Genomic DNA, 24,469 nt, shown 5'->3' with positions numbered 1-24,469 from the left:
CGCGCGCCGCGCCGCACGCGAGATGCGCGCCGGCCCGCCTATCCGCCTATCAATACGTATCGAACACCCGCTGCAATTCGCGCACGTCGGCGACGCCCGCCGCGAGCGCGAGCATCAACAGCACGCGCGCCTTGTACGGATTGAGCGAGCCCGCGCTCACGAAGCCGAGCGCGTCGTCGTTCGCCGCGCCGTTGCGCATCACGTGCCCCGAGCCGACGCGCGACGCGCGCACGATCGCAACGCCCTTCGCCGCCGCGTCGGCCAGCGCCGTCTGCAGCGTCGCGTGGATCGAGCCGTTGCCCGTGCCCGCGACGACGAGCCCACGCGCGCCCGCGGCAACGCACGCGTCGACCATCGCGCGCGACGCGCCCGCGTAGCTCGCGACGACGTCGACCTGCGGCCACGCGGCGCCGATCGCGAAGCGCGAGTCGAGCGTATGCGGGCGCGTCGCGCGCCGCGCGAATTCGATGCGGCCGTCCTGCACCCAGCCGAGCGCGCCGAGCTCCGGCGAATGGAACGCGTCGACCGCGTAGGTGCTCGTCTTCACGACGTCGCGCGCGCCGTGTATCCGGTTGTTGAACGCGACGAGCACGCCCTGCCCGCACGCCGCCTCGCTGCCTGCGACGGCCACCGCGTTCAGCAGGTTGAGCGGGCCGTCCGACGACAGCGCGGTCGCGGGCCGCATCGCCGCTGTCATCACGACGGGCTTCGCGGTCTTCACGGTCAGATGCAGCAGGTAGGCGGTTTCTTCGAGCGTGTCGGTGCCGTGCGTGATCACGATGCCGTCGATCGCGTCGCTCGCGGCGAGCGCGTCGATCCGCTCGACGAGCGTCGTCCACAGCGCGGGCGACAGATCCTTGCTGTCGATGCTCGCGACCTGCTCGGCTGCGATCGTCGCGATCTGCGCGAGCGCGGGCACGGCGGCGAGGAGCCGGTCGACGCCGAGCGCGCCCGCCTGATAGCCGGCCGTCTGCGCGGCGTCGGGCGCGGCGCCCGCGATCGTGCCGCCCGTCGCGAGAACGGCGATGCGTGGCAGCGCGCGCGGCGTCGCGCTCGAAACGTTGGGGGGGCTGGAAGATGTCGGTGCGTTCATGGCCGCGATTGTAACGGCAGCCGGCCTCCGCCCGGCAAGCGCGGAGTTTTCCCGAGTGCGCGCACGCGCGGCGCGAACCGGACGCGCCGGCCTCGCGCCGCCCGACGCGCGCCGTTCGCACTCCCGCACGATGCGCGCGCGACGCGCGAGATCGCGCGCGCCGCGCCTTCTCGCGTTATCTCGAAATAGACAAAATCGCCGGCGCCGCCCGACTGCGCCGCCCGGAAAAAGCGCGCGGCGCACGCACGCGAAGGCCGTCCGAAACGCTTGCGGCACCGGCGTTTGCAGCCTTGCGAAAGCATTTCGGCCACGGCCGGCGAGCGCGCTGCGCGCCCGATCCGTTGCGCGGCCGTCACGCGAAAATTAACGCACCGCTCGTTTTCCCCGAGTATTTTGTCGTTTCGGCGCCAATTTGCCATAATGCAAACCGCGATCCGCGCAGCCGCGCGATTCATCGCTTATCGAACAAGATGCAACTCACCCACCGGGAGTGTCCAATGAAGATCCGATCGCTGATGGCCGCGCTGCTCGTCGGCGGCGTGCTGGCAACGCCTGCATTCGCCGCAAACAGCCAGCAGGACAAGATGAAGGCATGCAATGCGCAGGCCGCCGGCAAGACGGGCGACGAGCGCAAGGCGTTCATGAAGGACTGTCTGTCGGCGAAGCCGGCGAAGAAGATGTCGCAGCAGGAAAAGATGAAGGCCTGCAACACGCAAGCCGCCGGCAAGACGGGCGACGATCGCAAGGCGTTCATGAAGGGCTGCCTGTCGGCGAAGCCCGCCGCCTGACGCTTCCGGCGAATCGGCACGATGCCGCGCACCGTTTCGACGGGCGCGGCATTTTCTTTTGCGACGCACGCATTCGCGCGCGGCCGACTGCGGCGTTTCGCCGCGTTTTCTTCTATGATGGCTGCAGCGCGGCCCTCCCCACCAAAACGAAGCGCCATCGGGCCGCCCTCATGACAGATGCGCGCCGCGCATCAAACGGAGGCACGGGATGGCATGGAGACAAAGCCGCTGGTTTCGGCGCTGGCTGATCGTGATCGTGTTCTGGGCGGTGCCTGTCGCGATCGTCGCCGTGCGCGAGATCCGCGAGGAAATGGCGTACAACCACGCCGACCTCGAGCTGGCGCTCACGACCTGGGAGCTCACCGGCGCGCAACGCGCGGCGGGCGCGGCGGCGGTCTGCCGCGGCGAGCCGGACGAGGCGCGCGCGGCAGGCTGCCCCGCCGACGTGCTCGCGGCGAACGCGCGCCGTCAGCAGGAGGCGCGCGACGAATTCGCGGTGCGCAAGCGCACGCTCGCGGGCTATCTGTGGCATGCGTTCGTCGGTTACTGGATCGTTCCCGCCGCGTTCCTGTTTGCATGCGGCGTCGTGATCGGGCTCGTGCGCCGCGCGCTGCGGCGCCCGCCGATCAAGCCGCCCGTTTCGCATCACTGACGTTCGCGCGCCGCGCGGCATCGGCATCGCCCGCCGAAGCAAACCTTGGCCCACGACAACCCGCGCACGCACGCGCCGCCGCACAATGAAACGCGTCGATTTGACGGTCTTTCACCTTACAGCGGTAAGGCAAAGCATTTCGCTGTGTTATAAAGTCCGGCGTGAACCCGTTCGCGGGAATCACGCTGATCTACACTTGATGGAGAAAAACGATGCAGAAACGCAATCTCGTGTTGAAAGCCGCCGCCGCGCTCGTCGTGGGCAGCCTGGCGCTCGCCGGTTGCACGACGACGCCGGACAAGCCCGCCAACGCAGCGACCAACGCGTCGAAGCGTCAAGCCATCGATGCGAGCACGGACGCCACGCTGTCGCGTCTATACTCGACGGTGCCCGGCTCGCGTGAGCTCGTCGCGAAGTCGCGCGGCGTGCTCGTGTTCCCGGACGTGATCCAGGCCGGCCTCATCATCGGCGGCCAGACGGGCAACGGCTCGCTGCGCGTGGGCGGCGCGACGGTCGGCTACTACAACACCTCGTCGCTGTCGGTCGGCCTGCAGGCGGGCGCGCAATCGAAGGCGATCGTGTTCCTGTTCATGACGCAGGACGCGCTCGACAAATTCCGCAACTCCGACGGCTGGGCGGCCGGCGCCGACGCGTCGGTCGCGCTCGTGAAGATGGGCGCGAACGGCGCGATCGACACGACCACGGCGACCGCGCCCGTCGAAGTGATCGTGCTGACGAACGCCGGGCTGATGGGCGACGTGTCGATCAGCGGCACGAAGGTCACGAAGCTGAAGATCTGACGCCCGCGCACGCGGCCGCCGCATCGATGGCAAGCGGCGGCCGACACGGAAACGGCGATGCGCTTTTACCGCGCATCGCCGTTTTTTCATGCGTCGCCGCAACGCGCGGCGCGGCGCCGGGGCACACGGGGCGACGGCGGGCCGAGACGCACCCTGCCGCGCCGCCCGCCTCGTTCGTTCAAGACGCCGAATCGATCACCTTGAAGCGCGAGCGCTTCTGCGCGCGAATCAGCGATTGATAGACGTCGACGTATTGCTGCGCCATCCGGCGCGACGTGAAGCGCTCCTCGAAGCGCGCGCGCACCCGGTTGCGCGGCAGCGTGTACAGCCGGTTCACGGCCGCGACGGCGCTGATCTCGTCCTCGACGATGAAGCCCGACACGCCCTCGTCGATCACCTCCGGCACCGCGCCGCGGTTGAACGCGATGACGGGCGTGCCGCACGCCATCGCCTCGATCATCACGAGGCCGAACGGCTCGGGCCAGTCGATCGGAAACAGCAGCGCATGCGCGCCCGACAGGAACGCCGCCTTCTCGTGATCGGCGATCTCGCCGATGAACTCGACGTGCGGCAGCGCGAAGAGCGGCTTGATCTCGCGCTCGAAATACTCTTCGTCCGCCGCGTCGATCTTCGCCGCGATGCGAATGCGCATCCCGCAGCGCTGCGCGATCCGGATCGCCGTGTCGACGCGCTTTTCCGGCGAGATCCGGCCGAGGAACGCGAGATACGACTGCTCGACGGGCTGCGGCGTGTAGAGCGTCTCGGGCAACCCGTGATGGACCGTCGTCAGCCACTTCGCCTGCGGCATCGGCTGGCGCTGCGCGTTCGAGATCGAGATCACGGGCGCGGTGTCGAACGTGTCGAACACCGGCTGCTGCTCCGGCAGATCGAGGCGGCCGTGCAGCGTCGTCACGAACGGCGTCTCCTGCCGCTTGAAGACCGAGAACGAGTAGTAATCCATGTGGAAATGGAGCACGTCGAAATCCCGCGCGCGGCGCGCGACGGTCTCCATCAGCAGCATGTGCGGCGCGATCCGGTCGCGGATCGACGAATCGAGCCGCAGCGCGCGCGGCCACACCGCGTCGAGCTTCGCGCGCGTGATCGAATCGCCGCTCGCGAACAGCGTCACGTCATGCCCCAGGTCGACGAGCGCCTCGGTGATGTACGACACGACGCGCTCGGTTCCGCCGTACAGCTTCGGCGGCACCGATTCGGTCAACGGAGCGATCTGCGCAATTCTCATGGGTACGATCTCCAGTGGCGGCCGGCCCGCGAGCCGGCGTCGGGCGACGCCCGCAGACCGCCATTATTAGCGATCGGCGCGCATCCCAGCGGGCCGATTGCATTTTTTGGGGCTTGTTACAGGCGAGATACATTCAGCCCAGCCGCATCTTTGCAGCCGCGGCGGACGTTGTCCAGAAACCTGGCCCTCTTTGTCCGATTCCGATGCGCCGTGCCGCCGCAGCGGCGTTCCGCGGCGCTCGCCGCCCCGCCGCCGCTGCCTGCCGCCCTCACCGCGCCGCCTTCATCGCGCCGGCCATTTCCATGCCGGCAAGTCGAGCGCGTCCGAATCGACGATCCGCGTCGCGCCCAGCGCCTTCTCGAGCACGATCGAATGGCTGCCCGGCTCGCGTTCGAGCGATGCGACGAGGCGCGCCGCATGCGACACGACGATCACCTGCGAGCGCCCCGCCGCCTGCGCGATCAGCCGGCCGAGCGCGGGCAGCAGGTCGGGATGCAGGCTCGTCTCCGGCTCGTTCAGCACGAGCAGCGCGGGCGGGCGCGGCGTGAGGAGCGCCGCGACGAGCAGCAGGTAGCGCAGCGTGCCGTCCGACAACTCGGCCGCGCGCAGCGGCCGCAGCAGCCCCGGCTGCCGCATCAGCACCTCGAAGCGGCCGCGCCTGCCCGGATTGTCGATCTCGAGCCGCGCGCCGGGAAACGCGTCGTCGAGCGCCGCGTCGAGCGCGGCGGCGTCGCCGATCTCGTAGATCGTCTGCAGCGCGGCCGCGAGATCGCCGCCGTCGTCGGACAGCACCGGCGTATGCGTGCCGACCTGCGCGAGCCGCGCGGGCGCGAGCGCGTCGGTGCGGAAATGATCGTAGAAGCGCCACGAGCGAATCCGCTCGCGCATCGCGATCATCTCGGGCGCGCCGCGCGGGTCGGCGAACTCGGTCATCATGCTGTCGAAACTCGCGACGGGCTGCGCAACGGTCCGCCAATCGCCCGCTTCATCGCGCGTGCGCAACTGCGCGCCGCGCCGATCGACGAGCAGCGTCGACGGCCGCGGCATCGGCCCGCTCCAGATGCACTCGCGCTTGATGACCGGATCGAGCCCGAACTCGGTTTCGCCGTTGAGCGGCGGCAGCCCGAGATCGATCGCGTAGCCGAAGTCTTCGCACGCGAAGCCGAGTTTCAGGCTCACCGGCTCGCTGCGCACCGTGCCCGTCACCGGCACCTCGCCCGCGAGCATGCCGCGCGAGAAGCGCTCGGGGCCCGCCCATAGCGTCGACGGCAGCCCGCCCTCGCGCGCGAGCGACGGAATCACCCGGCCCTGCGCGGTATCCGCGAGCAGGCGCAGCGCGCGATAGAGGCTCGATTTGCCGCTGCCGTTCGGCCCGGTGATCACGTTGAGCGCCGTGAGCGGCACGATGAGATCGCGCAACGACCGGTAATTGGCGATGGCGAGGGCGGTGAGCGGCGGCATCGAAAAATCGGCGGATCGCATCGGCGAATTGTTGAACCGTTGAATCGTTGATGGAGGAGGCGAACGGCGATCGATGCGCGCGGCGGCCTCATGTCGGCCTCATGTCGGCCTCATGTCTGCCTTATGTCGGCCCCACGTCGGCCCCACTTGGCCAGCGCGCCGCGCGGACCGCTCGCGCGATGTCCGCGTCGTGCGCCCGCGCATCCCGCGCGGCGCATGCCCGCAACGCGGCGTGCCGCACCGCCCGGCGCGCTCAATGCGGCGCGCGCGGCACGCCGGTCTCGGCCGTCGTCGGGTCCGCCGCGGTGAACGCCGCCGTGCTCGCGGCCGGCTCCTGCACGCGCCCGCCCGGATGCGGCTCGCGCGCGCCGGCGTCGGGCGCCGTCCATTCGTTGCGCTCGCGCGGCAGGCAGTGCGGATAGTGCGCGTTGATGAACGCGATGAGCCCCTCGCGCACGCGGCAGCGCAAATCCCACGCAAGCGACGAATCGCGCGCGCTGACGAGCGCGCGCAACTGCATCGAGCGCTCGGTCGCGTCGGTCACCTGCAGCACCTGCACGCGGCCGTCCCATTCGGGCGCGGCGGCGACGATCCGCGCGAGCTCCGCGCGCAGCGGCTCGAGCGGCAGCCGATAGTCGACGTACAGGAACACCGTGCCGATCAGCTCGGCGCTGCTGCGCGTCCAGTTCTGAAAGGGATTTTCGATGAACCACTGCAGCGGCACGACGAGCCGCCGCTGATCCCACAGGCGCACCGACACATAGGTGCCCGTGATCTCCTCGATGCGCCCCCACTCGCCCTGAATGATGACGACGTCGTCGAGCCGGATCGGCTGCGACAGCGCGATCTGCAGCCCGGCGATCAGGTTGCCGAGCACCGGGCGCGCGGCGATGCCGGCGACGAGGCCCGCGACGCCCGCCGACGCGAGAAGACTCGCGCCGACCTGCCGCACGTTCGGAAACGTCATCAGCGCGGCGCCCGCCCCGACGATCACGATCAGCACCATCACGGTTCGCGCGAGCACGCGGGTCTGCGTGTGGATGCGGCGCGCCTCGAGGTTGTCGGGCGTGTCGATCGGATGCGCGCGGATGATCGCGTCGCCGACCGCGGCGGCGAGCCGCATCAGCAGCCAAGTCAGCGCCACGATCGTGCCGACCGCCGCGATCGTGCGCAGCCCGCCCGCATGCGGCAGCGATTCGTCGACCTGCAGCCACAGGAACTCGAGCGCGAGGAACGACAGCAGGACGAGCGACGGCCGGTCGGCGTACGACACGATCTCGCTCATGACCGGATAAGGCCGGGCGATCGGCACGACGATGCGCGCGCCGATCCGGTGAATGCCCGCGATCGCGAGCACGACGAGCGCCGACACGGCCAGCGTGCCGAGCCAGCTATGAAGCGGCGCATCGGCGATGCGCCACAGGTCGTCGATCGTCAACATGCGCGCCGTGTCTCCGTCAGGTTCGCGGGGAACGCGTCCCCGCGCCGGGGCGGCGGCCGGCCCGGATCAATAGCCGCGGCAGGGAAACGCCTTGCCGAGCCCGAGCGACACCGCCGTGCTCGCGTTGTAGTCGGCGAGCTTGGGGTTCTCCGCGATGTACTTGCGCACCGCGTCGGTCATCTGCTGCGACTTGATGTCGGGCGGCAGACAGAAGTACTGGCCGACGCGCGGCCCCGTGGTGCCGCCGATCGCGTCGATCGTGTTGTAGACGCCGTCCGCCGCGCCCTCGATGTACGCCGCGCACGACGCCCGCGACTTGACGTCGGTCTTCGCGCACAGCTTGTCGAGGTCGCCGGCCGTGAAGGCGGCCGCCGTCAGCGGCACGGCGAACGCGGCGGCGCAAAACATAGCCCGCAACATGAATCTTCCTTATGTCAGGAGGCGAAACCGCCGATACTTCGAAAGGCGCGGCAGCCCGCCGCGCCGAAAGTCACTATTTTGCACTCTTTTGCGCATTCGGCGCTGGCGCGTCGCCGATGCGCACCGTGCGCTTCGACAGAATCCCGGTTGCGTCCGGCGCGTTGTAGTGCTTCGCGAAGTCGAGCGCGGTGACGCCGAGCTGGTTCTTCAGCGCGGGATCGGCGCCCTGGTCGAGCAGCAGCGTGACGGTCGAGCCGTGGTTGCCGCGCGCCGCCATCATCAGCGGCGTCGTGCCGTTCGGCGACGCGGCGTCGATGTACGCGGACTTGTCGAGCAGATACTTGACGACCTCGTCGTTGCCGTTCGTCGCCGCGTAGTGCAGCGGCGACCAGCCCTTCTTGCTCACTTCGGCGCCCTTGTCGACGAGCAGCTTGACGAGCGGCAGATCGCCGTTCAGCGCGGCGAGCATCAGCGCGTTCTCGCCCGCCTTGTCTTCCTTGTCGAGCTCGACGTTCGGCGCGGCGGCGAGCGCCGCCGCGACCTGATCGGACTTCTCGCGCGCGGCGATCACGAGGAGCGGATCGCCGTTCGGCGCGATCGTGTTCGGGTCGAGGCCGTTCTTCAGCTGCTTCGAGATGTCCTTGATGTCGTCGAACTTGACGGCCTTCACGATCCCGTCGAGCGACTCCGCGTGCGCGGGCGCCGCCGCGAACACGCCGAGCCCGCCCGCGACCGCGAGCGTGCGCAGCACGGCGCTCATCGTGCGTTGTTTCGACAAGTGTTTGATCGACTTCATTTTTTTCAGCTCCTACCCCTGGTTGACTGGGCTGGCGTCGCCCGCGCGGGCGATCTTGAACAGCCGGAAAAAGTTCTGCGACGTCGCGACGCCGAGCGCCTCGTCGGTCATCCCGCGTTGCGCCGCGATAAAGCGTCCGACATGGCTGACGTACGCAGGTTCATTCGGCTTGCCGCGATACGGCACCGGCGCAAGATACGGCGAATCGGTCTCGATCAGCAGCCGGTCGAGCGGCACGCGCCGCGCGACGTCCTGCACGTCGGTCGCGTTCTTGAACGTGACGATGCCGGAAAGCGAGATGTGGAAGTTCTGCGCGAGCGCGGCCTCGGCGACGGGCCACGGCTCGGTGAAGCAGTGCATCACGCCGCCCGGCACGCTCGCGCGCTCCTCGGCCATGACCCGCAGCGTATCCTCCGACGACGCACGCGTGTGGACGATGAGCGGCTTGCCCGTCGCGTGCGCCGCGCGAATGTGCGTGCGAAAGCGCGCGCGCTGCCACTCCATGTCGGCGATCGAGCGGCCTTCGAGGCGGTAATAGTCGAGGCCCGTCTCGCCGATCGCCACCACCTTCGGATGCGCGGCGAGCTCGACGAGCTCGGCCACCGTCGGCTCCTTCGCGTCCTCGTGGTCGGGATGCACGCCGACCGACGCGAAAACGTTGTCGTGATCGCGCGCGATCGAGAGCACGGACGGCAGCGTCTCGAGATCGACCGATACGCAAAGCGCGTGCGTGACGCCGTGCTCGCGCATGTTGTCCAGCACTTGCGGCAGACGGTCGGCGAGACCTTCGAAATTGATGTGACAGTGTGAATCGACGAACATGTTGAATTCTTCCTTGCTGCGCGACGCGCAGCGCGCGACGGCGCCGGCGAAGCGGGCGCGCCGGCTGCGCCGCGCGCTTACGCTTCGACGAGCCGCTTGCCGACGATCACGAGATCGCGCTCGACGCCGTCGAGCACCGCGACGCGCGGCAGCGTGCCCCAGGTCGCGAAGCCGTAGCGCGCGAAGAGCCGCAGGCTCGGCTCGTTGTGGCCGAAGATGAAGCCGAGCGCCGTGTGGATGCCGAGCGCCGGCGCCTTCGCGAGCGCCGCCTCGAGCAGCCGGCTGCCGAGCCGGTTGCCGCGCGCGGCCTCGTCGAGATAGATGCTGATCTCCGCCGTATGGCCGTATGCCGGACGCCCGTAGAAATCGGAGAAACTCAGCCACGCGATCACCTGCCCCGCGCCCTCGACGACCCACAGCGGCCGCACGTGCGGATTGTGCGCGTCGAACCACGCGCGGCGGCTTTCGATCGTCACGGGCTCGGTGTCGGCCGTCACCCGGCGCGACGCGATCGTCGAATTGTAGATCGCGACGATCGCGGGCAGGTCGTCCGGCGTGGCGTCGCGATAGGCAAGCTCGGTCATGGAAGGCAATCCGATAGATGAAACGGTTGGCAGGCTACGCGAACAGCTCGCGGTAGCCGAGAAACAGCTCTTCGAACACGAGGCGCGCGCTGAGCGGATGGTTCTCCACCGCGCGCTGCCGCGTAACCGTCTTCAGGAAGCGCGCGAACGCGTTCGAATCGACGGCGGCCGCGCAGCGCGCGAGCGCCGCGCGCTGCGCGGGAAAATAGCGCGGCGCGCCCGCCGCGCGCTCGGCGAGCAAGTCGTACAGCCAGCGCTGCAGCCAGCCGAGCACGACGGGCACGGGCAGCTTCTGCAGCGTCTCGCCGCACGCGAACGGATCGCACGCGGCGCCCGCCGCGAGCTGCGCGAGCGTCCAGTCGCGCAGCGGCCGGTTCTCGTCGTTCGCGAGCGCGAGCGCGGCGAGCGGCGCGCCGCCCGCTTCGGCGAGCAGCGCGCCCGCGTCGGCGACGTCCTGCGCCGCGAGCCAGGCCGCCGCCGAGTCGAGCGCGGGCACCGCCATCGGCCACTGGCGGCAACGGCTCACGATCGTCGGCAAAAGCCGGTCGATGCGCGCGGACGCGAGCAGGAACACGACGCCCGGCGGCGGCTCCTCGAGCGTCTTCAACAGCGCGTTCGCGGCCGCGACGTTGAGCGCCTCGGCCGGATACAGCACGACGACGCGCGCGCCGCCGCGATGCGACGCGATTGCGCAAAAGTCGACGAGCGCGCGCACCTGCTCGATCTTGATTTCCTTGCTCGGCGTCTTGGTCTTCTTGCCGCCTTCGTCGGCGTCGGCGGCCTTCGGCTCGTCGGCCGCGCCCGGCAGCTCGGCCGCGAGCGCCTCCGGCACGACGATCCGGTAATCGGGGTGGTTGCCCTGCTCGAACCACGAACACGCGGCGCACGCGCCGCACGGCTCGCCGTTCTCATGCGGCGCCTCGCACAGGAAGCCCTTCGCGAGATGCCGCGTGAACGCGAGCTTGCCGATCCCCGCCTGGCCGTACAGCAAAAGTGCGTGCGGCCAATGCGCGCGCAGCGCCTGCAGGCGGTTCCAGTCGTCGGTCTGCCACGGATAGATCATCGTTCGCGTCGTCCTTTCGTCACAGCGCGGCGAGCACGCCGTCGAGCTTCTTGCGGATCTGCGGGATCGGCTCGCTCGAATCGACGATCACGAAGCGATGCGGCGCCTCCTGCGCGCGGCGCAGATACTCGGCGCGCGTGCGCGCGAAGAACGCGTCCGATTCGCTTTCGAACTTGTCCGGCATCCGCACCGCGCCGCGGCGCGCGCTCGCGACTTGCGGCGGCACGTCGAACAGCACCGTCAGATCCGGCTGGAAACCGCCCTGCACCCAGCGCTCGAGCGCCTCGAGCTTGTCGCGCGGCAGCCCGCGCCCGCCGCCCTGATACGCGAACGTCGCGTCGGTGAAGCGGTCCGACACGACCCAGTCGCCGCGCGCGAGCGCGGGCTCGATCACGAGCGCGAGATGCTCGCGCCGGCCGGCGAACATCAGCAGCGCCTCGGTCTCGAGATCCATCGGCTGGTTCAGGAGAATCTCCCGCAGCGTCTCGCCGAGCTGCGTGCCGCCCGGCTCGCGCGTGACGACCACGTGCCGGCCGGCCGGCCCGAGCCTTTCCTGAAGCCGGTCGCAGAACCACTGCAGATGCGTGGTCTTGCCCGCGCCGTCGATCCCTTCGAACGTGATGAATTTGCCACGCGCCATTCATTGACCTCGTATGTATTTGTCCACGGCCTTGTTGTGATCCCCTAGCGTGTCCGAAAAAACGCTCGTGCCGTCGCCCTTCGCGACGAAATAGAGCGCGGACGTCGCCGCCGGGTTCACCGCGGCATAGAGCGCCGCCTCGCCCGGCAGCGCGATCGGCGTCGGGGGCAGCCCGCGGCGCGTGTAGGTATTGTACGGAGTGTCCGTCTGCAGATCGCGCTTGCGCAGCCGCCCGGCGTACGCATCGCCCATTCCGTAGATCACCGACGGATCGGTCTGCAGCGGCATCCCGGCCCGCAGGCGGTTCGCGAACACGCCCGAGACGAACGCGCGATCGGCCGCGCGCCCCGTCTCCTTCTCGACGAGCGACGCGATCGTCAGCGCTTCGTAAGGCGTCTGGAACGGCAGGCCGGGCCGGCGCGCCGTCCACGCGTCGGCCAGGCGCGTCTGCATCAGCTTGTACGCGCGGCGATAGACGTTCAGGTCGCTCGCGCCCCTGTCGAACAGGTAGGTGTCCGGAAAGAACAGGCCCTCGCCGCTGCCGCGCGCCACGGCCTCGTCGGACGCGCCGATCGCGCGCAACAGTTCCGCGTCGCTCATCCCGGCGCTCGCGTGCGCGAGCGCCGCGTTCGCGTCGAGCTCCGCGCGCATCCGCCGGAACGTCCAGCCCTCGATCACCGTGACGACGTACTCGTTGACGTCGCCGCGCGCAACCTTCTGCAGCACCTCGTAAGGGGTCACGCCCGTCTTGAATTCGTAGTTGCCCGACTTGAGCCGGCTCGACAGGAACAGCGCGCGCGTCATCGCGACGAAGAGCCTCGGCTCGACGGGCACGCCGCCGTGCGCAAGCTGCTGCGCGACGCTGCGCACGCTGCTGCGGGGATTGATCGTGACGTCGAGGGTCGGCGTGGCGAGCGCGAGCGGCCGAGTGGCCCAGTAATAGGCGCCGCCCGCGCAAGCGGCGCCCAGCAATACGACGGCGAGCGCCGCGAACGCGGCGCACTTCTTCAGTAGGGACATGCGGAACGTGAATCAGGTAAGACCCATATAATACTTGCTCGCCTCTGCCAAAGTCAGGATTGACTGTTCCCTCATTCCATGAGCACACCGATCGCCTCCCCGGCCGCGCAGGCCGCCGTCCCCGCCGCGCTGCCGGCGCCGCCCCGTCCGCGCCCCGACGATTTCGCCGCCGTGCTCGAGCGCGGCGCGTTCACGGTGCTCGAACAGTTCGGCATCGTCGATGTGACGGGCGCCGACGCCGCGACGTTCCTGCACGGCCAGCTGACCAACGACATCGAGCATCTCGATGCGGCGAGCGCGCGCCTGGCCGGCTACTGCTCGCCGAAGGGGCGCCTGCTCGCGTCGCTCCTCGCATGGCGCGCGGGTCACGACGTGCGCCTTCTCGTGTCGAAGGACGTGCAGCCCGCCGTGCAGAAGCGCCTGTCGATGTTCGTGCTGCGCGCGAAGGCGAAGCTCGCCGACGCGAGCGGCGCGCTCGTCGCGGTCGGCTTCGCGGGCGACGTGCGCGCCGCGCTGTCGGGCGTCTTCGACGCGCTGCCGGACGGCGTCCACACGAAGGTCGACGCGCCCGCCGGCGCGCTGATCCGCCTGCCCGACGCGGCCGGCCGCGCGCGCTATCTGTGGATCGCCGCGCGCGCCGAGCTCGACGCGCGCCTGCCCACGCTCGAAGCCGCGCTGCCGCGCGTGTCGGCCGCCGTCTGGGACTGGCTCGACGTACGCGCGGGCGAGCCGCGCATCACGCAGCCCGCCGCCGAGCAGTTCGTCCCGCAGATGGTCAACTTCGACGTGATCGGCGGCGTGAACTTCCGCAAGGGCTGCTATCCGGGCCAGGAAGTCGTCGCCCGCAGCCAGTATCGCGGCACGATCAAGCGCCGCACCGCGCTCGCGCACCTCGCCGTGGGCACCGACGCCGCGCATGCGGGCGTCGAGCTCTATCATTCGGACGACCCCGGCCAGCCGTGCGGGATGATCGTGAACGCGGCGGCGGCGCCCGAGGGCGGCGTCGACGCGCTCGTCGAGATCAAGCTCGCCGCGCTCGAGAGCGGCTCGGTCCACCTGGCATCCGCGAGCGGTCCGACGCTCGCGTTCCTGCCGCTTCCCTACGCGCTGCCCGCCGAAGCCTGACGGCCGCGCGCCGCCGGACGGCATGCGCCGCGGCGCGCCGCCCGGCCTCACCCAGCGAGGATATCGCCCGATGTGCCTGATCGTATTCGATTGGCAGCCCGACGCCGCGCAAGGCCCGGTGCTGACGCTCGCCGCGAACCGCGACGAATTCTTCCGCCGCACGAGCGCGCCGCTCAGCTGGTGGAGCGACGCGCCGCACGTGCTCGCGGGCCGCGATCTCGAGGGCGGCGGCACATGGCTCGGCGTCGCGCGCGACGGCCGCTTCGCCGCGCTCACCAATTACCGCGCGCCGTTCGACATCCGCGCCGGCGCGCCGACGCGCGGCAAGCTCGTGTCCGAGTTCCTGACGGGCAAGAACATGGCGCCGCTCGACTATCTCGCGAACGTCGCCGAGAAGGCCGTGTTCTACAACGGCTTCACGCTGCTCGCGGGCGACGTCAAGCGCGGCGAGCTCGCATGGTACTGCAATCGTCCGGCCGACGCGCAGCCGGCCCCCGGCGCACCCGCGCTCGTCGCGCCCGGCGTGCACGGGCTGTCGAACGCGCGGCTCGATACGCCCTGGCCGAAGCTCGTCAACAAGCGCAGCGAGCTCGGCGCACTGCTGACCCGGGACGGGGCGGCGCCGCTCGACGCGCTGATCGAGATGATGCGCGACGCGCGCGAAGCGGCCGACGACGCGCTGCCGCACACCGGCATTCCGATCGAGCGCGAGCGCGCGCTGTCCGCCGCGTTCATCGAGACACCCGAATACGGATCGCGCGGCACGACCGCGCTGCGCGTCGGGCGCGATGTCGAGGGACGGCTGAAGTTCGACGTCAAGGAGCGCTGCGACGACGACGGCTCGCACCGGATTGTGCGGCCGGGCACGTTCGAGCGCGCGTTCACGTTCGACGCGGACGGCGGGGGCGCCGCGGCGCGGTAACGGTTTCGGCTGCGGGTCCAGGGTCCAGGTTCGGAGCCGGCATCGACGGCGGGCTGGCGGCCAGCTCCACCGTGCTCTTTTTTTCGAGCGCCGGCTTCATGCTCCGGACTCCACTTCGGGCTTCGGATTTCGAGCTTCCGAGCTTCCGGCTCATAGTTCGCGAAGTCGCGCGTCCGACCACATCGAAAATTGGGAGCGCCTGCGCCGAGCGACAAAGGCCGCCGAACCGAAATCGGCGATCGCGACGGCGCCACGCCCCGTCGCGGCGCCTCCCCGCGCTCCAATCCGTTCATCCATTACAGCCGCTCAGACCGATCGCAATCGCGCTCCGCCCCTCGTTACACGCTTCGCATGCACCCGCCCGTCCGGCGCACTCGCCCGATGCCGCATCGCCGCTCACGGCTCGCGCGCCATCTCGACATGCGGCACGCCCGCCTCGACGAACGGCTCGCCGACGATCCGAAAACCGAGCCTCAAATAGAACGCGATCGCACGTTGCTGCGCATAGAGCCGCACGAGCGCGTCGCCGCGCGCCCGCGCTTCGGCGAGGAGCGCATCCAGGAGCCGCGAGCCGACGCCGCGCCCGCGCGCGTCGGCGAGCACCGACACCCGACCGATCGCGCCCGTCGGCAGCAGCCGCCCCGTCGCGACCGCGCGTCGTGCGCCCGCCGCTCGGTCGACCAGATACGCAACCGCGTGATGCGCATGCGGATCGTCGTCGTCGAGGTCGAGCTCGGCCGGAATGCGCTGCTCGCGCACGAACACCGCGTCGCGAATTCGTGATGCGTCGCAGCCGAGGTGCGACCAGTCGCCGGTTTCGATCTCGATGCTGTCCATGTGCCGCATCCTCGTTAGCCCATTCGGATCGGACGCCGCATGCCGCTTGCCGCGTGCGCGCCGCGCTTGTCCGGTCGTTTCATGTCGCCCGGACCGCTCCCGAGAGCGGCCGGACCCGCATCGATATCGTCTGACGAACATGATCCCGCGGCAATCGCCCGATCAGCCGACGCCGCAGCGAAGCCGGCGACACGAGCGTCAGCAGCCGCAGCGCTGCGCCGCCGCGTCATGCATGCACGATCGGCAACGCGCGCCCCGGTTCGCGAATCCTACGCCCGACCGAACCGACCGTCCCGCGCGACTTCACGTTCGCGCCCGCCTTCGCGTTCGCGCTCAGTCGCCTTCGAACGCCGCGCGCAGCGCGCTCGCCGCGTCCGCATGCGCGAGCCGCACTTCGGGCACGAAACCGCCCATCTTGAAGAACTCGTGAATCATCCCCGAGTACGCGACGAGCGTCACCCGGTTGCCCGCCGCGCGCAGCTTGTCCGCGTATGCGTCGCCCTCGTCGGACAGCGGATCGTACTCCGCCGTCGCGATCCACGCGGGCGCGACGCGCTCGAAGGAAGGCGCGCCGCGCGTGCCGTCGAGCGGCGCGAAGCGCCAGTCGTCGCGATCCGACGCGTCGCGCACGTAATGCTCGAAAAACCACTGGATCGTGTCGGCCGACAGCAGATAGCCCTTCGCGAGCCGCGCGTGCGACTCGGTCTGCTGGTGCCCCGTCGTCCCCGGATAGATCAGCAGTTGCAGCGCAAGCGCAATTCCACGATCGCGCGCGAGCACCGCGCACACGGTGGCGAGCGTGCCGCCCGCGCTGTCGCCGCCGACCGCGAGCCGCTCCCGGTCGACCCCGAGGCTCGACGCGTGCGCGTGCAGCCACACGAGCGCATCCTGCGCGTCGTCGATCGCCGTCGGGAACTTATGCTCCGGCGCGAGCCTGTAATCGACTGACAGCACCGCACAGCGCGCGTCGCGCGCGAACATCCGGCACAGCGCGTCGTGCGTGTCGACGCTGCCGACCGTGAAACCGCCGCCGTGGTAGTAGACGAGCGCGGGCAGCGGCTCGGCCAGACTCGGCTCGACGGGCAGATAGAGCCGCGCGCCGAACGCGCCGCCGTCGCGCGCCGGCAAGCGCAGGTCCTCGACCGAAAACATCGGTGCGGGCGCGACGTCGAGGATCGGCGCGCTCTTCTCGTACGCCGCGCGCGCCTGCGCGGGCGTCTGTTCGTGATAATCGGGACGTTTCGCGCGCTCGATCATGTCGAGCACCTGCGCGATCTTCGGATTCAGCGGCATCGTGAGGGCAAACGGCGAGCAGGCGGCGCAAGCGCGCCGGCGAAAAGGCTTGGAACGAGCACCGTATGATGCCACGGCCCGTCACACGGGCGCGGCAAGCTGCTTGCCGACATTGCGTCCTTTGAGCAACCCGAGCGGCGCGCCGGGCGCGCGCTCGATCCCTGCGCGATCGTCTCGCGACAATGCGGCTTCTTCTGCGCGACGAGCGATGCGAACTGCGCGAGCGCCTCCGGCCACACGTCGAAGCGCTCGGACACGATGAAACCCTGCATGAGCAGCCGCTGGCGCAGGATCAGCGCTGCGTTCGCGAGCGGCACCGACGCGCCGCCGTACACCGCGATCATCCCGCACATCGCGATGCGGCCGAACGGATTCATCAGCGCGAGCGTCGCGTCGAGCACCGCGCCGCCGACCTTCTGGAAATAGCCGTCGACGCCGTCCGGCACGACGGCCGCGAAATCGTCGGCGAGCCGGCCGGCCTTGTAGTCGACGCACACGTCGAAGCCGAGCGGGTCGACGATGTAGCGGCACTTGTCCGCGCCGCCCGCGATGCCGGGCACGCGGCAGCCGGCGAGTTGCCCCGCGAGCGGCCGCATCGCGAAATACGATTTTCCGGCATTCATCTGCTTGCGCATGCACGGACCGATCGACACGAAATGGTTGCACACGCGCACCTCGCCGTAAGCACGTGACGTTTCGACGGACGAGAAAATACCGACGTTCGCGCCGCGCCCGGCACGAGACACAAGCAGGCTCCGCCGCCTGACCTGAGACATCGCCCGGCTCCTTGTCGATGATCGGTGAGATCCAGCCTGACAGATGGCACTCGGTGCCCGGCCATCGGCCAACGTCCGGTCCACGCGATGCCTGTCTGTGTCTCAATGTCACGCCCCAAGCCCAATCCGATCGATCAAGACGGGCGGCGTACCTATCAAACGTTCCAATTTCGCGACGGCGAGATTCCGACCGCCCGTCTGGTCAGCCACGTGTTCGACTTCGCCGATTACCGGCGGGCCTTCCGCACCGTCGGATGCGACATTGCGCACCAAACGATGGCGCCGCTCGAAACGCCCAATTGCAAGGTGCTGCTTCGGCTGGCCGACATTCATTGACCGACGGACATGCGATGAGCAAATCAACTGTGATCTTTGACATCGACGGCGTGATCGTCGACAGCGAACAACTGCATTTCGACGTGCTGCGCGCGCTCGCGCCGGAGCAAACAGAACGCTTCAGCCCGCAGGAGCTCATCGGCCTGAGCCTGGAGAAAACGCTCGAGCACATCCAGGTGCCCGCCGACCGTCGAACAGAAATCTTGAGTCGAGCCGTCGACACCTACCGGTCGAAACTGAGTACGCATTACCTGCGCCCCGGTGTCTCGACGCTGACGGCGGCACTGGAAAGGCAACGCATCCGGTTCGGTTTCGTTTCGACCGCCCCACGCGACGTGTGCCTCGCCAATATCGCGCTGCTCGGCCTCGCGACGCCGATCCAGCTGATTTCCGGCGACGACGTGCCACGCACCAAACCGCACCCCGACCCCTATCTGGCGATGCTCGAGCAACTGGGGGCGCAGGCCGGCGACGCGATCGTGATCGAGGACACCGACCTCGGTATCCGCTCGGCCACGCTTGCCGGCATCGCGAAAGTGTACGCATGGCCGCACGCGCTGTCCGCGCAACAGCGTTACGACGAAGCCACCGCGGTGATCAATCGACTGAGCGACATCGCAGACTTCCAATCGCTGAGCCTGTCCGATTCGCTCCCCTCCTCGCACTCCGGCAACGCGTTTTAAGGTACCGATCGTGTCTGAATTGCATATTTCCGCACCCGCGCGCGAACCGGTATCGGCCACGCGCAAAGCCTTCTTCATCGCCGGATGCAGCCTCGCGAGCTGGGCCCCGCTGATCCCATTGACCAAGCAGCGCCTGCAGATCGAGAACGGCGCGATGGGAGCGGTACTACTCGCTTTCGGCCTGGGTTCGCTTCTGATGATGCCGATATCCGGCATGCTGGCGGCCCGCTACGGCTGCAGGCGAATTTTCGCGCTCGCGGTGCTGCTCGTATTGGCGACGCTGCCGGCGCTGGTGTCGCTAAATGCCGCACTGCCGCTCGCGGGAGTGCTGTTCCTCTTCGGCGCCGGCATTGGGGCGATGGACGTCGTCGTCAACATCCATGCAGTCGCCACGGAGAAACGCGTGCAAAGACCGATCATGTCCGGCTTTCATGCCCTCTTCAGCCTGGGCGGCATCGTTGGCGCGGGTGTCGTCAGCGCTCTGCTGGCGTTGGGTGCGACGCCGTTGTTCGTCGTCGTGCTGGAACTGCTGTTCATCGGGCTGTTGACGCTTTCCACTTGGAACGGTCTGTCCAACGAAGCAGAACGCGGCGATACCCCTTTTTTTGTCCTGCCGCACGGCAGCGTGATCGTCTTGGGATTTCTCTGTTGCGTGGCCTACGTCATGGAAGGATCAATGCTCGATTGGAGCGGCATCCTCCTGAGCAGTCAGCGGGATCTCGACGTCAATCGAGCCGGGCTAGGTTATACGCTGTTCGCCGTCACGATGACCACGGGGCGTTTTTTCAGCGACAAGGTCGTCGGCCTGTTCGGCACGAAACGCGTGTTCATCGGCAGTGCGCTGCTCGCGACGTCCGGGTTCGTCCTGCTGGTGTCCAGCAGTTCCCTGTGGATGCTTGCTGCGGCGTTCTTGTTGATCGGCCTGGGCGTCGCCAATATCGCTCCGATGTTGTTTACGGCCTCCGGCAACCAATCCGCGATGCCGGACTCGCACGCGGTCGCGGCCGTCTCCACACTGGGTTACTCCGGCATTCTGATCGGCCCGGCCATGATCGGCGGGCTTGCGCACGCACTCTCTCTCGCCGGCGCATTCGTCTGCGTCACGCTCCTGTCCACGACGCTCTTTCTCGGCGCGCGGGCGTTCCGTCTCGATTGACCGATCTGCGCCGCGTGTCATGAGGCGCACAGCGTGTGGGCTTCAGCGAATACGCTTTCGCCTCCGTTTCGCATCGCGGCCCGCGTGAGCGGCGCCACGATCGTGCGTCGGTCGCGCCGGGGCCGCCCCGTGCATCGTCTGTCGCGTCGCGGCCGGGGCGCGCGAGCGCCCCAGACGGACGCCGGGCGCCCCCGAGCGACTGACCGCCCGTGCTCACGCGTCGCTCGGGCCGGGATGCGCGCCCGGATCGGTGCGGGTGCGCTGCCGCGCGATGTCGCGGCCGACCGCGAGCCGCTTCATGTACTTGAACGTGCCCAGCGCCTTCGCGACGAAGTTGCCCGCGCTGTCGCGAACCTCGCCCTCGCAGTACGCCATCGTCGTCGAGCGATGCAGCACGCGGCCGTACGCGCGCAGCTCGCCGCGCCCCGGCTGCATGAAGTTCACCTTCATCTCGACCGTGACGACGCCGACGCCGTCGTCGGTCAGGCTGCGCGCGGCCATCGCGAGCGCGACGTCGGCGAGCGTCATCGTGACGCCGCCGTGCGCGATGTTCCACGTGTTCATGTGCTGCTCGGCGAGCGGCAGTACGATCTCGCTCGCGCCGTCCTTCGCGCAAACGAGCTGCACGCCGAGCGCGTCGACGAACGGGCTTTCGATCGCCGGCTCGCGGCCGGTCGTGGCGGAGCCGGCGCTCATCGCGCTTCGTCGACGAGGTAGTCGATGCACTCGCGGCTCTCGCGCACCGCGCCGACGAACTTCTTCACTTCCTCGTGCACCGGATGCCCCTGGTACGCGTCGAGCGCGGCCTTGTCGGCGAAGTCGGACACGAGCACGACGTCGCAGGTCGCCTCGAGGCCGGGCGTCGCGAGCCCGACTTCGAGATGCAGCAGCCCCGGCACGATGCCGCGGCACGCTTCGAGCTTCGCCTTGAGCTTCTGCGCGTTCTGCGCGCGCGTCGCGCCTTCGGCCGATTCCTTCAGTTTCCAGCTTACGATGTGTCTGATCATGATGTCCGTGGTTCTTCGCAGTCGTTCGTCAATTCCGCCTCGCCGGCGCGCGGCCCTGCTTCCGATGCGTGCAGCCGCTCGCATGCAGCGCCCGCCGGAGCAATCGGCGCTCGCGGCGACGGCGCCCCGAAGTGCGGCGACATCCGCCGAGCCGAGACAGACAGCAAGCCTACCAAACTTATCGATTCCGATGGGTCTTGCGCGAGCCCGGCGAGGCGAAGACGCGCGGGCGGCCGCGAAACGCGCGACAGATCCGGCGCCCGTCGCCCGGCAGGCATGACGCCGCCTTGTGCGGCGCACGAAACCGCGTCCGGTTCGCCACGGCGCGCCGCCGCGCGATCGCCGCCGGCGGCTGCCGCCCGCCGTGCGGCCGACAGGACGCTGGCTAATCGCGTCGCTCGTCCTATACTGCTTTTTGCCTGACGATAGCCGCGTCGAACGCCGACTGCGCGCATCGCCGCGCGATCGGGCATCCGGATGCCGATTCCCGCGGAACGTCGAATCCTGTCGAAGACGCCGCCGCCCGACACTCGAATGACGCCCGGATACATCGGAGACGGGAGCGATGCGACGTCCGCGGTTGGTCCGCACATGCTCCACCTGAATGCAAGGAGCGCAAAGTGTTCCCCAAGGAATCGACGATCCGGATGCTCATCGAGCGCTGGGATCGCCACTACTCGACCGTTTTGGGCGTCAAGTCCGCCACCGAACGGTCCGAACGGATTGCACGCGATTTGTACTTGGTGCGAAACGCCGGCTTTGGCGGCGTTCAGGCGCCGCCGAATCTGCCCGGCAATCTTGTCGACAAGGACGACGAGATCATGGCCTGTGTCGAGCACTATTTTCTGACGCGGGATTGGGTCGCGAACGGCAAGTACCCGGCATGGGAAGCACGCACGCTTTCCGGCATCTACCATCTCGGCAAGAGGGTCGGGATCGCGCCCCGGCACAACAAGGAGAAGCCCGTCACGCCCGCGTCGCCGTTGCAGCGCGTGCTTCAGGTGGAAGGCATCAAAGACGGAACGATCGACCGCAAGCTTGCGGGCATACAGTCGCCCCTCGTGAAAAAACCGCCGAAATACTAGTGGAAAGGCCGCCGAAATCCGACTGATCGGCGCGCCGAGCCGAGCGACGGCGCATCGCGCGGGCCAACCGGCGGCCCCGTCACGCGGGCCAACCGATCGAGCGCGCCGCATGCGTCGCAGGATGAAAAAGATGACACGGCGCGCGTTCGGCTCGATGTGCAACGAACCGCCGCGCGCCCGCGTGCTCGAACGCCCGCCGGCGAGACCGGGGCCGCCATGCGCGATGCCCGCGCCGCATCGCGCGATGCAACGCCTGCGCGACATCCGCCGCTGCGCGCGCGTTCGGCCCGCCCCCGCCCCGCCCGTCTCGGCCGCAATACGCGATCAAGCGCTCGATGCGCTCCGGTCCGGCATGCGCGCTTCGATCGCCGGACCGTGCATCGGCGGGCTCCGTTCGATGCCGAGCGCCCGCCGCTTCTTCAACGCAGCGGCGAAATGCGCGAGCGACGGCAGAAACCCGCCGCGCTCGTTCGAACCGGCAATGCCGTCGAACGGATCGCCCTCGGCCCGCGCGCCGCCGTCAGACCACTTCGAACAACCCCGCCGCGCCCTGCCCGCCGCCGATGCACATCGTCACGACGACGTACTTCGCGCCGCGCCGCTTGCCTTCGATCAGCGCATGGCCCGTGAGCCGCGCGCCCGACACGCCGTACGGATGGCCCACCGCGATCGCGCCGCCGTTCACGTTCAGGCGATCGTCGGGAATCCCGAGCGTGTCGCGGCAATAGAGCACCTGCACCGCGAACGCCTCGTTCAGCTCCCACAGATCGATGTCGGACACCTTGAGCCCCGCCTGCTTCAAGAGCTTCGGCACCGCGTAGACGGGCCCGATGCCCATCTCGTCGGGCTCGCAGCCGGCAACCGCGAAGCCGCGGAAGATGCCGAGCGGCGCGAGCCCTTCGCGCTGCGCGAGCGTCGCGTTCATCACGACGCACGCGGCCGCGCCGTCGGAGAACTGGCTCGCGTTGCCTGCGGTGATCACGCCGCCCGGCAGCGCCGGACGAATCTTCGCGACGCCCTCGAGCGTCGTATCGGCCCGGATGCCCTCGTCGGCCGCGAGCGTCACTTCCTTCGTGTAAAGGCGGCCCGTCGCCTTGTCGGCGACGCCCGCGCGCACGGTGATCGGCACGATCTCGGCGTCGAAGCGCCCCGCCGCCTGCGCGGCCGCCGCGCGAAGCTGCGAATTCGCGCCGTACTCGTCCTGGCGCTCCTTCGAGATGCCGTAGCGCTTCGCGACGTTCTCGGCCGTCTGCAGCATCGTCCAGTAGATCTCCGGCTTGTGCGCGTCGAGCCAGCCTTCGCGCAGCATGTGCCGGTTCATTTCGTTCTGCACGCACGAGATCGACTCGACGCCGCCCGCGACGAACACGTCGCCCTCGCCCGCGATCACGCGCTGCGCGGCGAGCGCGATCGTCTGCAATCCCGACGAGCAGAAGCGATTGACGGTCATCCCCGGCACGCCGACGGGCAGCCCCGCGCGCAGCGCGATCTGCCGCGCGATGTTCGCGCCCGTCGCGCCTTCGGGGTTCGCGCAGCCGATCAGCACGTCCTCGACGCGCGCGGGATCGAGCTTCGCCCGCTCGACGGCGGCCGCGACCACGTGGCCGCCGAGCGTCGCGCCGTGCGTCATGTTGAACGCGCCGCGCCAGGATTTCGCGAGCCCGGTGCGGGCGGTCGATACGATTACGGCTTCGGTCATCCGAGTCTCCTGATTCTGAATGCTGAGTGTCGATGCGATGAAATGGGTCGAGGCGGCGTTCGCGAAGCGGCGCTTACGGATTGACGTCGGCCGACTGCACGCGCGCGACGCCCGCCGCGGCGAGCGAGGCCCACGCGCGCGCGAGCGAGCCGTCGAGATCGATCGCGCGGCACGCGTCCTCGATCACCGCCGCGTCGAAGCCCGCCGCGCGCGCGTCGAGCGCGGACCACGCGACGCAGTAATCAGTCGCGAGTCCGCAGCACCACACGCGCTTCACGCCGAGCTCGCGCAGATAGCCGGCGAGGCCCGTCGGCGTCTTGCGATCGGCTTCGACGAACGCCGAGTAGCTGTCGACGGACGCGTCGCGCCCCTTGCGGATCACGAGCCGCGCATGCGGGATGTCGAGATCGCGATGCAGCGCCGCGCCTTGCGTGCCCTGCACGCAGTGCACGGGCCAGAGCACCTGCTCGCCGTACGGCAGCGCGATCGTCGAGAACGGCGCGACGCCCGGATGGTTCGCCGCGAACGACACGTGATCGCGTGGATGCCAGTCCTGCGTCAGCACGACCTGATCGAAGCGCGCGGCGAGGCGGTTGATCGCCGGCACGACTTCGTCGCCGCGCGCAACCGCGAGCGCGCCGCCCGGCATGAAGTCGTTCTGCACGTCGATCACGAGTAGGACATCGTCGGTGCGCTGCATCGTGGTGCTCCGTCAATGGGCGACGCC

Annotated in this window: 26 protein-coding genes and 1 pseudogene; 9 read left to right on the top strand and 18 right to left on the bottom strand. The window is 69.2% G+C overall.

Annotation, left to right across the window (positions count from 1 at the left end; genetic code table 11):
* Positions 1 to 49: 49 nt before the first annotated feature.
* Positions 50 to 1,093, bottom strand: a complete 1,044-nt coding sequence (locus WS78_RS08475; protein ID WP_059580760.1) for an asparaginase — start codon at positions 1,091 to 1,093, stop codon at positions 50 to 52.
* A 497-nt stretch (positions 1,094 to 1,590) separates the two neighbouring features.
* Between WS78_RS08475 and WS78_RS08465 the strand changes: the two genes are divergently transcribed.
* The 3 genes from WS78_RS08465 (at position 1,591) to WS78_RS08455 (ending at position 3,333) form a co-directional block, all read left to right on the top strand.
* Positions 1,591 to 1,881, top strand: a complete 291-nt coding sequence (locus WS78_RS08465; protein ID WP_038744586.1) for a PsiF family protein — start codon at positions 1,591 to 1,593, stop codon at positions 1,879 to 1,881.
* A gap of 208 nt (positions 1,882 to 2,089) precedes the next feature.
* Positions 2,090 to 2,533, top strand: coding sequence for a hypothetical protein (locus WS78_RS08460; RefSeq protein WP_059580751.1), 444 nt, complete (start codon positions 2,090 to 2,092; stop codon positions 2,531 to 2,533).
* 212 nt (positions 2,534 to 2,745) lie between these two features.
* On the top strand, positions 2,746 to 3,333 hold the full coding sequence (locus tag WS78_RS08455) for a BPSL1445 family SYLF domain-containing lipoprotein (protein ID WP_038744590.1): 588 nt from the start codon (positions 2,746 to 2,748) through the stop codon (positions 3,331 to 3,333).
* A gap of 178 nt (positions 3,334 to 3,511) precedes the next feature.
* On the opposite strand, the gene WS78_RS08450 is transcribed toward WS78_RS08455, so the two are convergent.
* The 10 genes from WS78_RS08450 to mltG form a co-directional block, all read right to left on the bottom strand.
* Positions 3,512 to 4,576, bottom strand: coding sequence for a glycosyltransferase family 4 protein (locus tag WS78_RS08450; RefSeq protein WP_038744591.1), 1,065 nt, complete (start codon positions 4,574 to 4,576; stop codon positions 3,512 to 3,514).
* A gap of 282 nt (positions 4,577 to 4,858) precedes the next feature.
* Positions 4,859 to 6,037 (bottom strand): AAA family ATPase, encoded by a 1,179-nt coding sequence (locus WS78_RS08445; protein WP_059580897.1) that lies wholly within the window; start codon positions 6,035 to 6,037, stop codon positions 4,859 to 4,861.
* Between the two features lie 253 nt (positions 6,038 to 6,290).
* The gene (locus WS78_RS08440) at positions 6,291 to 7,478 is read right to left on the bottom strand and encodes a mechanosensitive ion channel family protein (RefSeq protein ID WP_038744592.1); all 1,188 of its coding nucleotides are present in this window, start codon (positions 7,476 to 7,478) and stop codon (positions 6,291 to 6,293) included.
* 66 nt (positions 7,479 to 7,544) lie between these two features.
* Positions 7,545 to 7,898 carry a Rap1a/Tai family immunity protein gene (locus WS78_RS08435; RefSeq protein ID WP_038744594.1) on the bottom strand — a complete coding sequence of 118 codons (354 nt, stop codon included), beginning with the start codon at positions 7,896 to 7,898 and terminating at the stop codon, positions 7,545 to 7,547.
* Between the two features lie 73 nt (positions 7,899 to 7,971).
* Positions 7,972 to 8,694, bottom strand: coding sequence for an ankyrin repeat domain-containing protein (locus WS78_RS08430; RefSeq protein ID WP_038744596.1), 723 nt, complete (start codon positions 8,692 to 8,694; stop codon positions 7,972 to 7,974).
* 12 nt (positions 8,695 to 8,706) lie between these two features.
* Positions 8,707 to 9,516: a TatD family hydrolase gene (locus WS78_RS08425; protein ID WP_059580747.1), complete on the bottom strand. Its 810-nt coding sequence runs from the start codon at positions 9,514 to 9,516 to the stop codon at positions 8,707 to 8,709.
* Positions 9,517 to 9,593: 77 nt separating this feature from the next.
* Positions 9,594 to 10,100 carry a GNAT family N-acetyltransferase gene (locus tag WS78_RS08420; protein ID WP_038744599.1) on the bottom strand — a complete coding sequence of 169 codons (507 nt, stop codon included), beginning with the start codon at positions 10,098 to 10,100 and terminating at the stop codon, positions 9,594 to 9,596.
* A 34-nt stretch (positions 10,101 to 10,134) separates the two neighbouring features.
* On the bottom strand, positions 10,135 to 11,163 hold the full coding sequence (locus WS78_RS08415; RefSeq protein ID WP_038744600.1) for a DNA polymerase III subunit delta': 1,029 nt from the start codon (positions 11,161 to 11,163) through the stop codon (positions 10,135 to 10,137).
* A gap of 19 nt (positions 11,164 to 11,182) precedes the next feature.
* The gene (gene tmk / locus WS78_RS08410) at positions 11,183 to 11,803 is read right to left on the bottom strand and encodes a dTMP kinase (RefSeq protein WP_038744601.1); all 621 of its coding nucleotides are present in this window, start codon (positions 11,801 to 11,803) and stop codon (positions 11,183 to 11,185) included.
* Positions 11,804 to 12,823 (bottom strand): endolytic transglycosylase MltG, encoded by a 1,020-nt coding sequence (mltG, locus tag WS78_RS08405; protein WP_038744603.1) that lies wholly within the window; start codon positions 12,821 to 12,823, stop codon positions 11,804 to 11,806.
* Between the two features lie 78 nt (positions 12,824 to 12,901).
* Here mltG and ygfZ point away from each other — a divergent pair, with 78 nt between their 5' ends.
* The gene (gene ygfZ / locus WS78_RS08400; RefSeq protein ID WP_038744604.1) at positions 12,902 to 13,948 is read left to right on the top strand and encodes a CAF17-like 4Fe-4S cluster assembly/insertion protein YgfZ; all 1,047 of its coding nucleotides are present in this window, start codon (positions 12,902 to 12,904) and stop codon (positions 13,946 to 13,948) included.
* A 70-nt stretch (positions 13,949 to 14,018) separates the two neighbouring features.
* Positions 14,019 to 14,870: an NRDE family protein gene (locus WS78_RS08395; protein ID WP_059580744.1), complete on the top strand. Its 852-nt coding sequence runs from the start codon at positions 14,019 to 14,021 to the stop codon at positions 14,868 to 14,870.
* A 396-nt stretch (positions 14,871 to 15,266) separates the two neighbouring features.
* On the opposite strand, the gene WS78_RS08390 is transcribed toward WS78_RS08395, so the two are convergent.
* The 3 genes and pseudogenes from WS78_RS08390 to WS78_RS08380 all read right to left on the bottom strand — a co-directional run bounded on the left by WS78_RS08390 (position 15,267) and on the right by WS78_RS08380 (position 17,776).
* Complete coding sequence (locus WS78_RS08390; RefSeq protein ID WP_038744606.1) at positions 15,267 to 15,707, bottom strand: GNAT family N-acetyltransferase; 441 nt, start codon at positions 15,705 to 15,707, stop codon at positions 15,267 to 15,269.
* A 333-nt stretch (positions 15,708 to 16,040) separates the two neighbouring features.
* Complete coding sequence (locus WS78_RS08385; protein ID WP_038744607.1) at positions 16,041 to 17,000, bottom strand: alpha/beta hydrolase; 960 nt, start codon at positions 16,998 to 17,000, stop codon at positions 16,041 to 16,043.
* 81 nt (positions 17,001 to 17,081) lie between these two features.
* Positions 17,082 to 17,776, bottom strand: a pseudogene (locus tag WS78_RS08380) (zinc-binding dehydrogenase).
* Positions 17,777 to 17,881: 105 nt separating this feature from the next.
* Between WS78_RS08380 and WS78_RS08375 the strand changes: the two are divergent.
* The 3 genes from WS78_RS08375 to WS78_RS08365 are packed head-to-tail and all read left to right on the top strand — an operon-like array spanning position 17,882 to position 19,951.
* Positions 17,882 to 18,112, top strand: a complete 231-nt coding sequence (locus tag WS78_RS08375) for a hypothetical protein (protein WP_059580740.1) — start codon at positions 17,882 to 17,884, stop codon at positions 18,110 to 18,112.
* A gap of 14 nt (positions 18,113 to 18,126) precedes the next feature.
* Positions 18,127 to 18,795 (top strand): HAD family hydrolase, encoded by a 669-nt coding sequence (locus WS78_RS08370; protein WP_038744610.1) that lies wholly within the window; start codon positions 18,127 to 18,129, stop codon positions 18,793 to 18,795.
* A 10-nt stretch (positions 18,796 to 18,805) separates the two neighbouring features.
* Complete coding sequence (locus tag WS78_RS08365; protein ID WP_059580736.1) at positions 18,806 to 19,951, top strand: MFS transporter; 1,146 nt, start codon at positions 18,806 to 18,808, stop codon at positions 19,949 to 19,951.
* A gap of 213 nt (positions 19,952 to 20,164) precedes the next feature.
* Here WS78_RS08365 and WS78_RS08360 read toward each other — a convergent pair whose 3' ends face one another.
* Together WS78_RS08360 and WS78_RS08355 are read right to left on the bottom strand one after the other, a co-directional pair.
* Positions 20,165 to 20,647: a PaaI family thioesterase gene (locus WS78_RS08360; protein ID WP_038744612.1), complete on the bottom strand. Its 483-nt coding sequence runs from the start codon at positions 20,645 to 20,647 to the stop codon at positions 20,165 to 20,167.
* On the bottom strand, positions 20,644 to 20,958 hold the full coding sequence (locus WS78_RS08355; RefSeq protein WP_059580732.1) for a Dabb family protein: 315 nt from the start codon (positions 20,956 to 20,958) through the stop codon (positions 20,644 to 20,646). Before WS78_RS08355 ends, WS78_RS08360 begins: the two co-directional genes overlap by 4 nt.
* A gap of 620 nt (positions 20,959 to 21,578) precedes the next feature.
* On the opposite strand from WS78_RS08355, the gene WS78_RS08345 reads away from it, so the two are divergent.
* Positions 21,579 to 22,043, top strand: a complete 465-nt coding sequence (locus WS78_RS08345; protein ID WP_038744615.1) for a hypothetical protein — start codon at positions 21,579 to 21,581, stop codon at positions 22,041 to 22,043.
* A 520-nt stretch (positions 22,044 to 22,563) separates the two neighbouring features.
* Here the strand turns inward: WS78_RS08345 and WS78_RS08335 are convergent.
* Complete coding sequence (locus WS78_RS08335; RefSeq protein ID WP_059580720.1) at positions 22,564 to 23,742, bottom strand: acetyl-CoA C-acyltransferase; 1,179 nt, start codon at positions 23,740 to 23,742, stop codon at positions 22,564 to 22,566.
* Between the two features lie 73 nt (positions 23,743 to 23,815).
* Positions 23,816 to 24,442 carry a bifunctional nicotinamidase/pyrazinamidase gene (gene pncA, locus WS78_RS08330; protein ID WP_038744618.1) on the bottom strand — a complete coding sequence of 209 codons (627 nt, stop codon included), beginning with the start codon at positions 24,440 to 24,442 and terminating at the stop codon, positions 23,816 to 23,818.
* Positions 24,443 to 24,469: the final 27 nt, after the last annotated feature.

It is taken from the genome of Burkholderia savannae, from assembly GCF_001524445.2.
Taxonomy (GTDB): domain Bacteria; phylum Pseudomonadota; class Gammaproteobacteria; order Burkholderiales; family Burkholderiaceae; genus Burkholderia; species Burkholderia savannae.
Note: the sequence above shows the minus strand (reverse complement) of the source record. Positions and strands in the feature narration are given on the sequence as shown.

Excerpts from the sequence above, each read along its gene's own strand:
- WS78_RS08475 (WP_059580760.1), bottom strand. The coding sequence starts at position 1,093 with ATGAACGCACCGACATCTTCCAGCCCCCCCAACGTTTCGAGCGCGACG.
- WS78_RS08465 (WP_038744586.1), top strand. The coding sequence starts at position 1,591 with ATGAAGATCCGATCGCTGATGGCCGCGCTGCTCGTCGGCGGCGTGCTG.
- WS78_RS08460 (WP_059580751.1), top strand. The coding sequence starts at position 2,090 with ATGGCATGGAGACAAAGCCGCTGGTTTCGGCGCTGGCTGATCGTGATC.
- WS78_RS08455 (WP_038744590.1), top strand. The coding sequence starts at position 2,746 with ATGCAGAAACGCAATCTCGTGTTGAAAGCCGCCGCCGCGCTCGTCGTG.
- WS78_RS08450 (WP_038744591.1), bottom strand. The coding sequence starts at position 4,576 with ATGAGAATTGCGCAGATCGCTCCGTTGACCGAATCGGTGCCGCCGAAG.
- WS78_RS08445 (WP_059580897.1), bottom strand. The coding sequence starts at position 6,037 with ATGCCGCCGCTCACCGCCCTCGCCATCGCCAATTACCGGTCGTTGCGC.
- WS78_RS08440 (WP_038744592.1), bottom strand. The coding sequence starts at position 7,478 with ATGTTGACGATCGACGACCTGTGGCGCATCGCCGATGCGCCGCTTCAT.
- WS78_RS08435 (WP_038744594.1), bottom strand. The coding sequence starts at position 7,898 with ATGTTGCGGGCTATGTTTTGCGCCGCCGCGTTCGCCGTGCCGCTGACG.
- WS78_RS08430 (WP_038744596.1), bottom strand. The coding sequence starts at position 8,694 with ATGAAGTCGATCAAACACTTGTCGAAACAACGCACGATGAGCGCCGTG.
- WS78_RS08425 (WP_059580747.1), bottom strand. The coding sequence starts at position 9,516 with ATGTTCGTCGATTCACACTGTCACATCAATTTCGAAGGTCTCGCCGAC.
- WS78_RS08420 (WP_038744599.1), bottom strand. The coding sequence starts at position 10,100 with ATGACCGAGCTTGCCTATCGCGACGCCACGCCGGACGACCTGCCCGCG.
- WS78_RS08415 (WP_038744600.1), bottom strand. The coding sequence starts at position 11,163 with ATGATCTATCCGTGGCAGACCGACGACTGGAACCGCCTGCAGGCGCTG.
- tmk (WP_038744601.1), bottom strand. The coding sequence starts at position 11,803 with ATGGCGCGTGGCAAATTCATCACGTTCGAAGGGATCGACGGCGCGGGC.
- mltG (WP_038744603.1), bottom strand. The coding sequence starts at position 12,823 with ATGTCCCTACTGAAGAAGTGCGCCGCGTTCGCGGCGCTCGCCGTCGTA.
- ygfZ (WP_038744604.1), top strand. The coding sequence starts at position 12,902 with ATGAGCACACCGATCGCCTCCCCGGCCGCGCAGGCCGCCGTCCCCGCC.
- WS78_RS08395 (WP_059580744.1), top strand. The coding sequence starts at position 14,019 with ATGTGCCTGATCGTATTCGATTGGCAGCCCGACGCCGCGCAAGGCCCG.
- WS78_RS08390 (WP_038744606.1), bottom strand. The coding sequence starts at position 15,707 with ATGGACAGCATCGAGATCGAAACCGGCGACTGGTCGCACCTCGGCTGC.
- WS78_RS08385 (WP_038744607.1), bottom strand. The coding sequence starts at position 17,000 with ATGCCGCTGAATCCGAAGATCGCGCAGGTGCTCGACATGATCGAGCGC.
- WS78_RS08375 (WP_059580740.1), top strand. The coding sequence starts at position 17,882 with ATGTCACGCCCCAAGCCCAATCCGATCGATCAAGACGGGCGGCGTACC.
- WS78_RS08370 (WP_038744610.1), top strand. The coding sequence starts at position 18,127 with ATGAGCAAATCAACTGTGATCTTTGACATCGACGGCGTGATCGTCGAC.
- WS78_RS08360 (WP_038744612.1), bottom strand. The coding sequence starts at position 20,647 with ATGAGCGCCGGCTCCGCCACGACCGGCCGCGAGCCGGCGATCGAAAGC.
- WS78_RS08355 (WP_059580732.1), bottom strand. The coding sequence starts at position 20,958 with ATGATCAGACACATCGTAAGCTGGAAACTGAAGGAATCGGCCGAAGGC.
- WS78_RS08335 (WP_059580720.1), bottom strand. The coding sequence starts at position 23,742 with ATGACCGAAGCCGTAATCGTATCGACCGCCCGCACCGGGCTCGCGAAA.
- pncA (WP_038744618.1), bottom strand. The coding sequence starts at position 24,442 with ATGCAGCGCACCGACGATGTCCTACTCGTGATCGACGTGCAGAACGAC.